This window comes from Lactobacillus psittaci DSM 15354, assembly GCF_000425905.1.
GTDB lineage: Bacteria > Bacillota > Bacilli > Lactobacillales > Lactobacillaceae > Lactobacillus > Lactobacillus psittaci.
Genome location: NZ_AUEI01000008.1, coordinates 83,764 through 99,836, shown reverse-complemented (window position 1 = coordinate 99,836; position 16,073 = coordinate 83,764). Strand labels below are relative to the sequence as shown.

The window sequence follows — 16,073 nt, the reverse complement described above, 5'->3', positions numbered from 1 at the left end:
AACCTGATGATCACAGGACTACTAGCATTAGAAGTAATAAATCTAATATTAGTCTGAAGATGACCATTATGAATCAGATTAACAGAACTGCAAAAAGGACAAGCAGGCTGAATAAGAGTAGCTTGAAAGACCTTATACTTAATACCGTTAATTAATTTAAAGAAATGAGCATTAAAAGTGATATTAGGGTCTTGGATATCGAGCGAAAATTTAATACAATCATTGTAAGAGGACATAGAAAAACCTTCAATCTATTAAAATTTGAGTCGTGTTGAATTTTATTGTAAGTAGAGGGGCTATGGCCTCTTTTTTTTGCAATAAAAAGGATTGATATACCATAACGTGTATATCAATCCTTTTTTAGTTTTATTTCTCGATCAAATCACTTTCAATATCAGCTAACATTTGCAGGCCAATTCGTTTAAAAGCATGATCTTCAATTTTATCCGTATACTTCATAATTCCAATTGCTGTCAAAAAGATTAAAAAATCTTTCGACCAAAAACCAAGCGAAAATTGATTAGAAATCTTAGAATTATATCCTGTTAGAAAAGAAGCTATCAATTCCTGATTCTGTTCAAAATCTTGATAAAACAACTTAATAAAGTCCTGGTATCTTGCTCCCTTTCTAGCTCGTTCATAATCAATTAATACTAGTGTATTATTAACCAACTTATAATTTCTAACTCCAACATCCCCATGAAGTACTACCTTATCGTTTGCTAGATTATGTTCAATAACAGATTTCTTTTCTTGAAATTGCTCTAATATTGCTAGTAGTCTAGCTTTGATTTCTTTATTTTTTAAGATTGCAACATCTTGTTCAGCCTTTTGAAAATAAGCTTTTTCGTCATAGATTCCATCAAAGCTTTTAACTTTATTATGAAAACTAGCCAAAACACACCCCATCTTATAAGCCATTTCTTTTGTAACTGGTAAGTCTAAATCTACCGGACAGATATCTGTCATAACTAAGATATATTTACCATTAAGTTCTAAATTTTCTAATATTCGATTAGATAATTGCTTAGTAACTTGTTTTTCAGTCTTAAATTTTGCTCGTGAATTAAAGACTTTCACAAAAACAGAAGCATGATATTTATTACTATATCCTACAAAAGTATCATTAAGTGATTCATGGTTGATTGGAGTTAGATTACCATTTATTTGGTCATTTAAACTTTCTAATATGGTCATCCTTTTATCCCTACTTTGTCGTGCCACGCACAACCAATTCCGGCTTTACATAAGTCTGCCCTTGCGCGGAACCTGATTGCTTAATCTTCTCCAGAATCAATTGTGCTAGCATATCACCCATTTTAAAGATTTGTTGTTTAACTGTTGTTAATTGCGGATTTGACACTTGATCTAGGAACACCCCATCAAAGCCAATTACCCCATAATCTTCAGGTAATTTTTTATTTAAACGTGACAAAGCCCGACATACCCCAATTGCCAAGCGATCACTCGCGCAAATAAAGCAGGTATTAGGCTTAATATTTTCAATCTGCTCATCAATCAGCTTTTCAGCTAAATGTGAATGATTCCCTGTTCTAAAAATCTTCGGTTCTAAATTGCGTTCTTGCATACTTGCCAAATAGCCATATTCACGCGCATACTCAAAGCCTTCTTTAACGTCAATTCCAATAAAAACCGCATCTTGATAACCACGCTCTAAAGCATATTTAGTCGCAATCGAAGTGCCATAGCGATTATCAGTATCGACAAAGTCAAAATTACTTGAAGTTTCACCAAAAAAGATAAATGGCTTCTTTAATTCATCAAAAATTGGATAATTGTATTCACGCGCGCCAGTAATAATATATCCGTCGGCATTACCTTTTTGAATTTGATCAATATCAGTTACTAACTGAATTGCATAACTATCTGCCTTTAAGCCACGTGCAACCCCGAACAACAAGTTCATATAGTACGGCTCAGTTGTATCAATATCTTCCAAGGTGACAAACTTAATAACGTTAGTTCGATTGTTAACTAGTGCTCGGGCAACTGAATTAGGATGATAGTCTAATTTAGTCATTGCCTTTTCAACTAAAGCCAATAATTCTGGCGTAACTTGCTCAGGGTGATTAATCGCCCGTGAAACCGTCATTTTTGAAACATTTGCTTCTTTAGCTACGTCAGAAAGAGTTACCATTATTTTGCCTCCAAGAATTTAGTTCTTATTTCTTGTAAATCATCTTTGCTAAAGCCAAGAACATGAATAAAGAAGTTATCAAAACTTCCCCATCCCATCCGGATAGTTTCAGTAATGCCGGTAATAGCCTGTCCTTCTCCGCGAGTAATGTTCATTTTAGCAACCATTTTTCCTAAATCATCATCGCTAACTTCATCATTTGAATAAGCAAAATGATAGAGTTCATTGGTTAATAAATAGTCCTTGCTGATGGTTTCATCATCAACGCCTAGTCCCATTAAGATTAAGGCCGCTGTCATCCCTGTCCGGTCTTTACCAGCTGAGCAGTGAAAAACTAGCGCCTGATCATCAGCTAATTCAAGCATTTTTTCAAATACTTGCGCAAACATCTTTTGACTATGAGGACTTAAAATTACCCTTTGATAAATCTGACCTAAATAGTCATCTACTGGCTTGATGTGGTGGAGCCACTTTTCTAAAAACTTATTATTACGCTCGCCAGCTTCTGCATATAAGTGACAATCAACTAATTCAGCATTCCAGCGTTTATCAGGTGCCATTTCTTGCTCATAGATTGACCGTAAATCACAGTCAATTCGGATATTTAAGCGCGTTAAAGTTTCTAAATCTTGGTCAGATAATGAACTTAATGAATCTGCCCGATATAATTTACCACTTTTGACCTTGCGGCCATCAAGTCCGACATACCCACCGAGGTCACGGAAATTACTTGCGCCATCTAATTTAACTAAACGTGCCATTTTCTTTTCTTCCTTTTAATGTGCAAATACTCGAACTGCCTTTACCGCCTTCTGCCAGCCGGCATAAAGTTTATCTTTTTCTACTTCATCCATCTGCGGATTAAAGGCTTGACCTATAGCAAAAATATTCTTAATTTCATCAAGGTCTTGCCAATATCCTACACTTAAACCAGCTAAAAAAGCTGCCCCCATACTAGTGGTTTCTAATACCTTGGCCCGCTGAATGGTCGTTCCTAAGATATCTGCTTGAAATTGCATTAAATAGTTGTTGTTGGAAGCTCCGCCATCAACTCTTAAGGCTGGAATTTCAATACCACTATCTCTTTGCATAGTGTCAACTACATCCCTAGTTTGGTAAGCAAGTGACTGTAAGGTGGCCTTAATTAAGTCTTTGTCAGTTGTTCCACGTGTAACACCAAAAACAGCTCCACGGGCTTCAGAATCCCAATATGGCGCTCCTAAGCCGGTAAATGCAGGTACTACGTAAACTTCATTTTCTGATTTTGATTCTAAAGCAGCTGCTTCAGAATCAGCTGCATTTTTAATTAGCTTCATTGAATCGCGTAGCCACTGAATTGCACTTCCGGCCACAAAAACTGATCCTTCAAGGGCATAAGTAACCTTGCCATCAATCTTATAAGCAATAGTAGTTAATAAGTTATTATTTGAAGTAGTTGGCGTATTACCAGTATTCATTACAATGAAAGAACCTGTGCCATAAGTATTCTTAACCATCCCTGGCTTAATTGCTAGCTGGCCAAAAAGTGCTGCTTGCTGGTCTCCGGCCATGCCACTGATTGGCACCTTACCACCAAAGAATTGAAATGGCTCTGTTTCACCATAAACTTCAGAATTACTTTTTACTTCTGGAAGCAAGCTAGCTGGAATATTTAATAAATCCAAAATATCTTGATCCCAGGTTAAATCATGAATATTAAATAGCATCGTTCTGGAAGCATTAGTAAAGTCAGTTACATGAACTGCTCCATTAGTTAGCTTCCATACTAGCCAAGTATCAATGGTACCAAATAATAGCTCACCTTTTTCAGCTCGCTCTTGTCCATTTTCAATTTGATCTAAAATCCAGCGAATCTTGGTTGCTGAAAAGTAAGGATCAATGATTAAGCCTGTCTTTTTACGAATCATTTCACCATAACCAGCAGCTTTTAATTTTTCTGCTAAGGCTGTAGTTTGGCGCGATTGCCAAACAATTGCATTATAAACAGGACGACCGGTTTTTTTGTCCCAAATAACAGTAGTTTCTCTTTGATTGGTAATACCAATACCAGCTATTTGATTGGGACGAATTTGTGAATTAATAAAAGCAGAAGCAATGGTAGTTTGAACTGCATTCCATATTTGTTCAGGGTCATGTTCCACCCAACCAGGTTGAGGGAACAATTGAGGGAATTCCTTTTGTGCCGTGTAGACTTTTTCTCCGGCATGGTTAAAAATTATCGTTCTAGTTGAGGTTGTTCCCTCATCAATTGCCATGATATATTTCTCGTCCAAAATAATCCTCCTACTGTAAACGCTCTTATTAAGAATTTTAGAGGTTTTTGTCAAATTTACAAGCCTTGAATGCTAGTCTGCCCACTTATTTTAAGCTATACTTAAGCTATTAGTAAATACTACCAAGAAAGGGGCATTTTTAATGGCAAAAGAAGAAATTATTGCGTTAACTATTGCTGGTAATGACAGTGATGGTAGCGCTGGAATGCCTGCGGATTTACATGCATTCTATGCACGCAAGGTCTACGGTATGGGATTAATGACCGCCGCTGTCGCTGGCAATACAACCGGAATTTTTGCTGCCCAAGTAATGCCAGTTGATTTTATTCAAAAGCAATTCGAAGTTTTAAACGAGGATTTTTCAATCAAGGCCTTAAAGACTGGAATGCTAGCTAACAAAGAAATTATTGACTGTGTAGCAAATAACATTGAAAAATATGACATGGGCAAGATCGTTATTGATCCCGTAATTATCACTAAACATGGTGCAAGTTTACTTGATGACGATGCTTATGATGCCTTCATCAAACGCTTATTGCCATTAAGTGATATCATTACTCCTAACTTTTATGAACAAGAAAAATTAGTAGGTCAAACTTTAGAAACTGAAGCTGATATCATTACCGGTGCTAAGAAGCTACAAGCTTTAGGTGCTAAAAATGTCTTAATGAAAGGTAAACATACTGGCAAAGAAGAGACAGTTACTGATATCCTATTAACTGAAGAAGGTGAAATTCATAAGTTTACCAAGCCTTACTTTGAAACTAACCGCGTTAACGGTACTGGTGATACCCTTTCAGCTGTAATTGCAGCTGAACTTGCTAAGGGGCATGATTTAATCAGCGCAGTTGAAACTGCTAAAGAATTTACTTATGAAGCAATTGCTCACCCTATCTTAGTAGGTTCAAAATTTGGCCCTATTAACCATTGGGCTGCTCAAGCAAAAATAAAGGAATAAGAAAAGAGTTTAGTAAATGACTGATAAATTAATCAAGATTGCATATTTATACGAAGACTTGATGAATACTTATGGTGACAGTGGTGATGTCAAAATCCTACGTTTTTTGTTAAAACGTCAAGGCTACACTACTCAAGTGGACAATATTTCTTTAGGCGATGAATTTGATGCCTTTGACTATGACTTTATTTTCTTTGGTGGGGGACAAGATTTTGAACAAACTGTTGTTGCTAAAGACTTACCTCGTCACAAGGAAACCTTAGAAAAATACATTAATGGTGGTAATCCAATGCTTACAATTTGTGGTGGCTACCAATTAATGGGCGACTACTACAAAACTAATTCTGGCGTAACCATTAAGGGCTTAGGTATTTTGCCACTTCATACTGTCTTTAAAGCAGATAAGCGAATGATTGGTGATACCAAGTATATGACTGAATGGGGCGAAGTAATTGCCTTTGAAAATCACTCTGGTCAAACTTACTTTGATGACACTAACAAGTTGCATCCCCTTGGTCGCATGATTGAAGGCTACGGTAACAACCCACAAGATAAAGAAGAAGGTTTACGTTACCGTAACTTCATCGGTTCATACTCTCACGGTCCTTTACTTAAAAATGTCAACGTCGCTAATGCTATCGTTGAATTAATTTTGAAACGTCATCAAGACCGTATCAGCGCTTTAGCTAAATAAAAGTAATATAAAAACCGTTAACTCACTTAAGTGAATTAACGGTCTTTTTTTATTCTAAGCCAACTTTTTTAAAGATATCGTCAACGTGTTTTAAATAATAATGATAATCAAAGGCATCTTCAACATCTGCTTTTGATAAATAGTCCATAACTTGGCTATTTAAGACTAAATCTTTAAATTGCTTTTGTTCATCCCAGGACTTGGCAGTTAATTTTTGAACCATATCATATGCAGCTTCTCTTGATAAAGAAGTTTCATCAATTAACTTCAAAAGTAGTCTTTGTGAATAAACCAAGCCATAAGTTCTGTTCATATTTTTCAGCATCGTTTCTGGGAAAACATCAAGGTTTGCCAAGATGCGGTTGAAGCGATTAAGCATATAATCAAGCAAAATTGTCGTATCCGGTAAAATAACCCGTTCAGCTGATGAATGTGAAATATCACGCTCATGCCATAAGCTAACATTTTCATAGGCGGTAATCATATGTCCCCGTACTACCCGAGCTAAGCCACATAAATTTTCTGAGCCAATTGGATTACGCTTATGGGGCATAGCACTTGAGCCTTTTTGGCCTGCTCTAAAGTGTTCTTCGACTTCATGAATTTCAGAACGTTGAAGTGAACGAATCTCAGTTGCCCAATTTTCAATACTTGTTGCTAGTAAGGCTAAGCTAGCAAGATATGCCGCATGTAAATCTCTAGGCAAAACTTGGCTAGTAATTTCTTGCTGGTTAAGTCCTAATTGCTTTAACACACTAGTTTCAACTTCTGGTGGCACGTTAGCAAAATTACCAACAGCCCCTGAAATTTTACCAGACTCAACTCCGCTAGCTGCATGTTCAAAACGGTCAATATTACGCTTAATTTCAGCGTACCAGCGCGCAAGCTTCAAGCCAAAAGTAGTGGGTTCTGCTTGCACGCCATGGGTTCTCCCCATCATTACAGTGTTTTTGTGCTCAAGTGCTCTTTTAGCAATTGTATTTTTCACCATAGCTAAATCTTGGCGTAAAATCTCATCAGCTTGTTTTAACAAGTATCCTTGAGCAGTATCAACAACATCAGTTGAAGTTAAGCCAAAGTGAACCCACTTTTTTTCTGCTCCTAGGCTTTCTGAGACTGTTCTCGTAAATGCAACCACATCATGATGAGTTACTGCTTCCAGTTCAGCCACACGCTCTGCTGTAAAACTAGCATTTTGGCGGATTTTTTCAGCATCTTCTGCTGGGACTTCGCCCACTTCACTCCAAGCATTAGTAGCTGCAATTTCTACTTCCAGCCAAGCTTGATACTTATTTTGATCTGTCCAAATTTTCCCCATTTCAGGGCGAGTATATCTTTCAATCATTAGTTAAAATTCCATGGATTCTTAATTACGATAGTTTGTTCACGGTCTGGTCCGACAGAAACTGTGGCTAGTTTTAAGCCAGTTAACTCTTCTAAGCGTTCTAAGTACTTGCGCGCATTTTCTGGCAAGTCAGCTAAAGATTGAGCTTTAGTGATATCTTCATCCCAGCCAGGCATTTCTTCATAAACTGGCTTACAGCGTTCAAGTTCAGCTAAACTTGCTGGATAATAGTCAATCTTTTCACCATCTAATTCGTAAGCTGTCGCAATTTTAATCGTCTTAAGTCCAGTTAAAACATCAAGCAAGTTAAGAGACAAGCAGTCAATTCCTGAGACGCGCTTAGCATGACGTAAAGCAACAGTATCAAACCAGCCTACTCTTCTTGGTCGACCAGTAACTGTACCATATTCATGACCAGCTTCACGAATATAGTCACCAGTTTCATTTACAAGTTCAGTTGGAAATGGACCAGCCCCAACGCGAGTAGTGTAGGCCTTACAAATTCCCAAAACAGTATCAATCTTGTTAGGTCCGATTCCAATTCCACTAGCAAAACCACCAGCAATTGAATTAGATGAGGTTACAAATGGATAAGTTCCTTCATCAATATCAAGCATAACCCCTTGTGCACCTTCGCAGAGGATTTGATTACCACTATCAATTGCATCATTTACTACTACTGAAGTATCAGTCACATATTGCTTAATCTTTTGGCCAAATTCCAAATACTTATTATAAATTTCATCAAAATCTAGTGCCTCTTTGCCATAAATCTTAGTAAAGATGGCATTTTTTTCGGCCAAATTAAAACGCAATTTTTCAGCTAAAGTATCTTTTTCTAATAAATCACAAACACGGATACCAATTCTTGAAGCCTTGTCCATGTAAGTTGGCCCAATACCATTTTTAGTGGTTCCAACTTTATTTGCACCTTTAGCTTCTTCTTGGTAAACATCTTGCAAAATATCATAAGGCATAATTATGTGTGCCCGGTTAGAAATCTTTAAATTAGAAGTGTCAACACCATGTTCTTCTAAATAAGTTAACTCACCTAGTAAAACTTCAGGATTAATAACAACCCCATTACCAATTACAGCAGCCTTTTTTGCTGCAAAAATTCCAGATGGAATTAAGCGCATCTTAAAAGTATGGCCACCAAAAACAATTGTATGTCCTGCATTGTTACCACCATTAGCACGTACAGTTAAATCTGCATCTTGTCCCAAAAAGTCAGTAATCTTACCCTTTCCTTCATCGCCCCATTGGCTACCAACAACTGCTACAACTGTCATAAAAAATCACCTCATACGTTTTAACACAATTACCTTCACAGTCTAGCAAAGGGATTACTCTTTGTCAATCAAAATACGAACTTTATATTTTATAAAAATAAATTTGTTTAGGTTTTTGTTTGACAAAATGATTTTTTATCCGTATAGTTACTAGCGGATTAAAAATAAAGGAGCTATTTTATGAGCAACTATTTCAGTATGGAAGCCTTTGATTATAACGATATTCAACTAGTACCTAATAAGTGCATTATCAAGAGTCGGAAAGAAGCTGATACTTCTATCAAATTCGGAAGCCGAACATTCAAAATACCGGTTGTTCCAGCTAATATGCAAAGCGTTATTAACGAACAACTCGCAATTTGGTTAGCACAAAACGACTATTATTACGTTATGCACCGTTTTCAGCCCGAAAAAAGAGCTGATTTTATCAAAATGATGCATGATAAAAAGCTCTTTGCTTCAATTTCTGTTGGAATTAAGGATGAAGAATACACTTTTATCGACGAATTAGTAAAGCAAGACTTAATTCCAGAATATATTACAATTGATGTTGCTCATGGTCATTCTGACTATGTCATCAAGATGATTAAATACATCAAGGACAAGATGCCAGATAGTTTCTTAACAGCAGGTAATGTTGCCACTCCTGAAGCAGTTCGTGAACTTGAAAATGCTGGAGCTGATGCAACTAAAGTTGGTGTTGGTCCTGGTAGAGCCTGCATCACTAAGCTAAAAACTGGATTTGGGACTGGTGGCTGGCAATTAGCAGCTCTGAGAATGTGTTCAAAAGCTGCCAGCAAGCCTATCATTGCCGACGGTGGTATTCGCCATAATGGTGATATTGCTAAGTCAGTTCGCTTTGGTGCAAGTATGGTGATGATTGGTTCAATGCTTGCAGGTCATGAAGAATCTCCAGGTAACGTCATCAAAATTGACGGCAAAGTTTACAAACAATACTGGGGTAGCGCATCCGAAGTCCAAAAAGGTGGCCACCACAACGTTGAAGGTAAACAATTACTTGTTCCTTACCGTGGTTCAATCAAGGACACTTTGAAGGAAATGCAAGAAGACTTACAATCATCCATTTCTTATGCTGGTGGTAAGAACTTGCAATCTATTCGCTTAGTTGACTATGTAATTGTCAAAAGCAGTATTATGAATGGTGATATCTAAACAAAAAAGGCATCGCATTAGCGATGTCTTTTTCTCTTTAAAGTTGGTGGATTTACACTTACCAGGAAAACAGCCACAATAACTAAAACTGAGCCAAGTAAATCCATTGGTTTTAAAACTAAGTGAAAGACGATTACTGACCCTATCATTGCACTAACTGGTTCAAAAGCGTCAAGTAAGCTAACTGTACTTGGGCTAATATAGCGTAAGGCACTAGCCATCCACTGAAATGGAATCAAGGTTCCAATGATAATTACCCCAGCTAAATCAACTATCATCTTCAACGTAATTTCCATCTTAGGAAAAGTCGGGTCAATTATCCATAAGCCAATTCCAGCAATTAACAAGCCCCAGCCTGTAATCACAACAGTTGGATAAAACATAATAATTCTTCTAGGAATTAAGGTGTTAGTCGCAACTCCAACAGCGGACAGTAAGCCAAAGAATAATACTAATGGACTCAAAGCCAGTTGGTCCAATCTACCATGTGTTGCCAGTAAAAATACGCCCGTAAAAGCAATCAGTGTAGCAATCATATCTAGATGGCGATATACTTGCTGGCGCGTAATTAACATCCAAAAGATAACGAAAAACGGACCAACAAATTGAATCACTGTCGCAATTGAAGCATTTGCTTCTTTAACTACCATAAAATAAAAGAGCTGAACGGGAATTAAGCCAAACAGCCCATAACAAGCCACTGTTATTGCATCTTTTTTATTCTTCCAGATTGCAAGTGGCTGTTTTTTAGTTACAGCTGCAAAAAGCAAAATTAAAACACCACTAATAACCATTCTAAATTTGGTTAAAAGAGTAGCCGTAATTAAATGGTTAGTATTGAACAAGCTTTTTCCAAAAAGGCCTGAAACGCCCCAAAATATACAAGCTAGTGCTGCTAGTAGCGACCATTTTGCTTTTTGACTCATTAGTTAATATCTCCAATTCTAAAATTCTCAATATCTAATCATACGGAGTTTTTAAAAAGAATCAAGCTAAATTTAAGCCAAAATAAAAAGCCCTAATGGGCTTTTTTTAGTTATTCAAAGCTTTTTCTGCAGCTTGACGTTCACGTTTAGTCAAAATAAATAAAATTAGCGGTAAAATTACTGCTCCGAAAATAAGTGAACCAATTGCAAACCAGTTAAGACTAGTTACTCCATTTACAGTCGTACTAAATTCACCTTTCCAATCATATTCTACTAGCAAAAAGCCAGTAATCAATAAAGACAAGATTGGAAAAATAATATCAGTCACCATATTTCTCTTAGCTACTAAGATTGGTTCTACGTTTTTACCAAAGTAAAACTTCATGACCCCAACAGGCACTACAATGAAACCTAAAAAGCGAACAGTTGCACTTAAAATAATTAAGTTATCAGTTGAGTAATGAAAAGCCATTGGCACTAAAACTGCTAACACTAAAGTAATTAAGAAAGTTCGAGCGGGGAAATTCCGCTTAGTTCTTTTGGCAAGCCATTTAGGGAATTGGTTTTCTCTTGCCATTGCTTCCAAAATTCGAGGCGCATGGAAACTTGAAGCGATATTAATCCCAAACATTGAAACAAGTGCTCCAATCAAAATAATTGCTCGTAAAATTTTATTATTAAAAATCGCTGCTACTGCAACAACTTGCTTAGTTTCAAGTAAAGTTCGAGGATCATAAATCATCGCCACACTAACCACACCCAGATAAACTAAGGCAATAACTAAAATTGCAAGTGGAATCGCTCTTGGTAAGTTTTTAGCAGGATTTTTCATATCTTCTGAACCAGAAGCAACTGATTCAAAGCCAGTAAAAGCATAAAAGGCTGAAACAATCGCCATAACTAGGCCACTCGTAGTCAAAGTTGGGACTACATTTTTTCCGGCAATTTTTAAGGTATCAATTTCACCAAAATTATTAGTACCTGTCATAAAAATTAACAAGCCACCTGCGACAATTACTAATCCTAATGCTGCTAATTTGCCTACTGTGGACCAGTTCATAATTAGCTTTACTGCGCCCTGACCAAATAAGTTAATAATAAAAATTACTAACATCAAAATCACAAATCCCAAACTTACGCTCATAAAGTCATTAGGATTGCCACCAAAAATTGAAATCGTGGATTTAATTACTGCAACTGCCATTACACCCCAAGCTACACTTGCGGAAAAGTAACGTAATACCCCCATATAAAAGCCAACATTTTCACCAAAAGCCGCCTTACTATAGGCATATGCCGCACCAGATTTAGTCACGTATTTGGCAGCAGCAGCAAAAGAAATAGCTAATATTGCAGCAAAAATTGCGGCTGTAATATAAACAAATAAGGCCTTACTACCTACTCTTGAAACCACGCTACCTGGAGTTAGAAAAATTCCTGATCCAATGATTGAATTAATCGCTAATAAGACAATCGACCAAAAACCTAATTTGTCTGTTTCCCGACTTTGATTATCCATTATTAACCGCCTTTTCAATGATGTACTTAAACAAATTATTCTGATATGCCACTTGTCGATTATTATGAAGCATTTCAGGGTGCCACTGCACTCCTATAACTAGTCCATTTTCACTTTCAAGACCTTCAACCACATCGTCACTGGCTTTAGCATTGGCAATTAAGCCTTCACCTAAAGTTTTAGCCAAAAGATGGTGGAAAGAGTTAACTCTAATTGCTTGATGTCCTAAAATTTCAAATAACTTACTGTCTCTTTTTACAGTTACTCCATGAGTTGGCAAACTAGGAGTATGACCTTGATCATGTTTCAAAGTAGTTTGGTTGCGATATGAAATATCCTGGTAAAGTGAACCACCATGAAAAACATTGATTATTTGAAATCCACGACAGATACCTAAAACTGGAATTCCCTTTTCTTCAGCGGCCTTAAGTAATAACATATCGAAATGATCTCTTGCAGGCCAAATCTCACCTAATTTAGGAAGTGGTTCTTCTCCGTACAAATTAGGGTCTACGTCATGACCACCAGATAAAATCAAGGCTTGTACATGATCAAGTTGACTTTTTATTACTTCATCATCTTCAGAAAACGGAATAATAAAGGGAACCCCTCCATTTTTAATGACAGAGTCAACATAGTCTTCATTAACATAACTACGCCGGTAGCCAGGAAACATGCCACCTTGATCAATTAATTCTGAACCTGATATTCCAATAATTGGTTTCGTCATAGCTTGTCCTCCCGCTTACTTTTAGTTCGTAATAAAATAGATTATAAGATTTTTATCAAAAAATGTACAATAAAAAGATTTAGATACCCTTCCATTCTTCCAAAAAACGAGCAATAAAATCTCTCATATAAGCTGTTCGCTCTTGGGCAATTTTTTTACCGGCAGGTGTATTCATTTGCTTTTCTAAATTAAACAACTTTTCATAGAAATGATTAATAGTAGTAGATTTATGTTGTCGATATTGGTCATGACTTTGCAAATCAATTGGTTTAATTTCAGGATCATACATTTTTTGCTTGTGACTTGCACCATAACTAAAAGCTCGGGCAATCCCTATTGCTCCAAGGGCTTCAAGACGATCTGCATCTTGAACATATTGACCGATTAACGGCAATTGATAATGTTGCTCAATATTTTTAGAAAATGACATATGTTCTAAGACAAATAAAATGCTTGAGATTTCATCAGGTCTTAAGCCTTCAGCTACTAGCATTTGCTTCATTTCTGCCTTAACTTGTTCAGGATTAGTAATTACTTTTTCATCTATTGTATCGTGCAAATATCCCATCACTGCAATCAAATCTAGTTGCCTTGAGTCTGCCTTTTTAAAATCTTGCTTAAATAACTTTTGAGCAAGATTTGCAACTCTTTGACCATGATAAAAATCATGACCAGTTACGTCATCATCTAAATACTTATGAGTAAAACGCTTGATGTTTTCTATATCCATATCTTCACCTACTTAACTTTCTTAAATCCAGTTTACTCTTACTTTATTTTTTCACAAAATAAAAAGACTATTTCCTGGGAAATAGCCTTTTTAAATTTATTCACTTCTTAACTAAGCAACCTGCTCACCATTTAATGTAAGCTTGCCATCAGCTACAGCAAAGCTTACGCTCTTAGTATCTGGATGATTCATAATTAATTTAGCAATTGGTGTTTCAAGTTTTTGTTCCATAACCCTTCTAAGTGGACGAGCACCAAACTTCTTGTCATATCCAGCCTTAGCAAGTAAAGCCTTGGCTTCATCACTGATTTCAACTCTAACATTACGCTTTGCCAGAACATTGACAATCTTACGCAAGTACAAGTCACAAATCTTACTCATATCAGCTTCACTCAAATGGTTAAATGGTACAATTGCATCTAATCTGTTCAAGAATTCTGGTCTGAAGTATAGTTCCAAAGCCTTAATCAAACTATCATGATCAACTTTACCATCTTTCAAGACCTTATCTGAAAAGCCAGCATTGGAAGTCATAATAATAATTGTATCCTTGAATGAAACCGTTCTGCCTTGAGCATCAGTCAAACGACCATCATCTAAGATTTGTAATAATGCGTTAAAGACTTGTGGGTTAGCTTTTTCAATTTCATCAAGCAAAATCAAGCTATATGGATTGTGACGAACTCTTTCAGTCAATTGACCACCTTCGCCATAGCCAACGTAGCCAGGAGCTGAGCCTATCAACTTATTAACTGCCATTTGGTCTTGGTATTCACTCATATCAAGGCGAATTAACTTATCACTTGAACCAAATAATTCTTTAGCTAATTGCTTTGCAAGTTCAGTTTTACCAACACCAGTTGGGCCAGTAAGTAAGAATGAGCCTGTTGGGCGGTTAGTATCTTTAAAGATTTGCTTTCTTGAAATTGCATCACAAATTGTTTCAATTGCTTGATCTTGGTCAATTACTACACGCTTTAATTTATTAGCTAAGTCTAAATTCTTCTTAGCTTCACCTTCGTGCAATTCACTCATAGGAATTTTAGTTTTAGCCTCAATTAAAGCATAGATATCCTTCCCAGTTACTTCAACGCTAGTTTCACTATTGCTATTTTCAAGTTTAGCTTTCAAATCCTTAATCTTAGTCTTATACTCGCCAGCCTTATCGAAATCTTCTGCCTTCGCAGCTTCTTTCATTAAAGCTTCAGTATGTTTAATTTCCTTCTTAAGACTAGCTTCATCACTCAAATCAAGGCCTAAACTCTTTTTAGCACCAGCTTCATCAAGTAAGTCAATTGCCTTATCAGGTAAGTAGCGACCTTGAATATATCTTTGTGAAAGTTCAACTGCCAAACGAATACTATCATTATCATATTTTACATGGTGAAAGTCTTCATACTTTTTCTTCAAGCCCTGCAAAATCTTAATAGCCATTTCAGTTGTAGGTTCAGCCACGCTTACTTCTTGAAATCTTCTACTCAAAGCTGGATCTTTTTCAATTTGACGGAATTCTTCTGTCGTAGTAGCACCAATCAATTTCAAAGAGCCATTTGCCAAAGCTGGCTTTAAGATGTTAGCAGCATCCCCTGAATTGTTTTCAGAGTTAGTTGAACCAGCACCTACAATATTATGAAGTTCATCAATGAATAAGATTGTATTTGAATCTTTAGTAGCTTGATCAATAATCTTTTTTAACTTTTCTTCAAAGGCCCCACGCAAACTTGTACCAGCAACCAAGTCGTTGATATTAATTGCATAAATGTGAGCATGACGTAATTTTTCTGGAACTTGTCCATTGGCAATTCTTTCAGCTAAGCCTTCAACAATTGAAGTCTTACCAACACCAGCAGGTCCTGTCAAAACAGGATTATTCTTCTTACGTCTACTCAATATTTCAATTACATTATCAATTTCAGTATCACGACCAATTACTGGGTCAAATTTATTATTTTTGGCTTCTTTTACTAAATCTATACCTAATTTTTCTTTTTGCTTAGGTTGTTTAACTTCTTGAATTGTTTGAGGGTTACTAGAGCCATTTGAGAAATAGTAACGTTTTACATTGTTACCATCTTTAAAGAATGAATCATTTAATTCGTTAAATAAGTTGTCAAAATCGTTGTCAAAGTATGTCATATATCTCTACACCCCTTATGAATATTAACTTTTCGATTAACTATTAGCACTCTAACTCATCGAGTGCTAATCTTTAATCATCTTTAGTATAGCATCTTTTCCACAAGGTGCAAGATAAATGCTTAACTTTTTCCACATT

General features: G+C 36.3%; 14 protein-coding genes and 1 pseudogene. 3 read left to right on the top strand and 12 right to left on the bottom strand.

Annotation, left to right across the window (positions count from 1 at the left end):
* The 5 genes and pseudogenes from H628_RS07950 to glpK all read right to left on the bottom strand — a co-directional run.
* Positions 1–236, bottom strand: a pseudogene (locus H628_RS07950) (ISL3 family transposase); the annotation flags it as partial.
* 130 nt (positions 237–366) lie between these two features.
* Entirely contained in the window at positions 367–1,197 is an 831-nt protein-coding gene (locus H628_RS0102825) for a phosphotransferase (RefSeq protein WP_027825107.1), read from the bottom strand.
* Between the two features lie 10 nt (positions 1,198–1,207).
* Positions 1,208–2,158: a LacI family DNA-binding transcriptional regulator gene (locus H628_RS0102820; protein WP_027825106.1), complete on the bottom strand. Its 951-nt coding sequence runs from the start codon at positions 2,156–2,158 to the stop codon at positions 1,208–1,210.
* Entirely contained in the window at positions 2,158–2,919 is a 762-nt protein-coding gene (locus tag H628_RS0102815) for a tyrosine-protein phosphatase (protein ID WP_027825105.1), read from the bottom strand. The genes H628_RS0102820 and H628_RS0102815 overlap by 1 nt, the downstream gene beginning before the upstream one ends.
* Positions 2,920–2,934: 15 nt before the next feature.
* Positions 2,935–4,431 (bottom strand): glycerol kinase GlpK, encoded by a 1,497-nt coding sequence (gene glpK / locus H628_RS0102810; protein ID WP_027825104.1) that lies wholly within the window; start codon positions 4,429–4,431, stop codon positions 2,935–2,937.
* Positions 4,432–4,573: 142 nt separating this feature from the next.
* On the opposite strand from glpK, the gene thiD reads away from it, so the two are divergent.
* Both thiD and H628_RS0102800 read left to right on the top strand, forming a co-directional pair.
* A complete protein-coding gene (thiD, locus tag H628_RS0102805) occupies positions 4,574–5,389 on the top strand; it encodes a bifunctional hydroxymethylpyrimidine kinase/phosphomethylpyrimidine kinase (RefSeq protein ID WP_027825103.1) in 816 nt (271 codons plus the stop codon).
* A 16-nt stretch (positions 5,390–5,405) separates the two neighbouring features.
* Positions 5,406–6,083, top strand: coding sequence for a type 1 glutamine amidotransferase (locus H628_RS0102800; protein WP_027825102.1), 678 nt, complete (start codon positions 5,406–5,408; stop codon positions 6,081–6,083).
* A gap of 49 nt (positions 6,084–6,132) precedes the next feature.
* On the opposite strand, the gene purB is transcribed toward H628_RS0102800, so the two are convergent.
* Complete coding sequence (gene purB / locus H628_RS0102795) at positions 6,133–7,428, bottom strand: adenylosuccinate lyase (RefSeq protein WP_027825101.1); 1,296 nt, start codon at positions 7,426–7,428, stop codon at positions 6,133–6,135.
* Positions 7,428–8,720, bottom strand: a complete 1,293-nt coding sequence (locus H628_RS0102790) for an adenylosuccinate synthase (RefSeq protein WP_027825100.1) — start codon at positions 8,718–8,720, stop codon at positions 7,428–7,430. Before H628_RS0102790 ends, purB begins: the two co-directional genes overlap by 1 nt.
* A gap of 180 nt (positions 8,721–8,900) precedes the next feature.
* On the opposite strand from H628_RS0102790, the gene H628_RS0102785 reads away from it, so the two are divergent.
* Entirely contained in the window at positions 8,901–9,893 is a 993-nt protein-coding gene (locus H628_RS0102785; RefSeq protein WP_027825099.1) for a GMP reductase, read from the top strand.
* A gap of 17 nt (positions 9,894–9,910) precedes the next feature.
* On the opposite strand, the gene H628_RS0102780 is transcribed toward H628_RS0102785, so the two are convergent.
* The 5 genes from H628_RS0102780 to H628_RS0102760 form a co-directional block, all read right to left on the bottom strand.
* Positions 9,911–10,819, bottom strand: a complete 909-nt coding sequence (locus tag H628_RS0102780; RefSeq protein WP_027825098.1) for an EamA family transporter — start codon at positions 10,817–10,819, stop codon at positions 9,911–9,913.
* A gap of 106 nt (positions 10,820–10,925) precedes the next feature.
* Positions 10,926–12,338 (bottom strand): APC family permease, encoded by a 1,413-nt coding sequence (locus H628_RS0102775; protein WP_027825097.1) that lies wholly within the window; start codon positions 12,336–12,338, stop codon positions 10,926–10,928.
* Positions 12,331–13,068 carry a gamma-glutamyl-gamma-aminobutyrate hydrolase family protein gene (locus H628_RS0102770; protein ID WP_027825096.1) on the bottom strand — a complete coding sequence of 246 codons (738 nt, stop codon included), beginning with the start codon at positions 13,066–13,068 and terminating at the stop codon, positions 12,331–12,333. The genes H628_RS0102775 and H628_RS0102770 overlap by 8 nt, the downstream gene beginning before the upstream one ends.
* A 79-nt stretch (positions 13,069–13,147) precedes the next feature.
* A complete protein-coding gene (locus H628_RS0102765) occupies positions 13,148–13,798 on the bottom strand; it encodes an HD domain-containing protein (RefSeq protein ID WP_027825095.1) in 651 nt (216 codons plus the stop codon).
* Positions 13,799–13,909: 111 nt separating this feature from the next.
* Entirely contained in the window at positions 13,910–15,934 is a 2,025-nt protein-coding gene (locus H628_RS0102760; RefSeq protein WP_027825094.1) for an ATP-dependent Clp protease ATP-binding subunit, read from the bottom strand.
* Positions 15,935–16,073 lie beyond the last annotated feature (139 nt).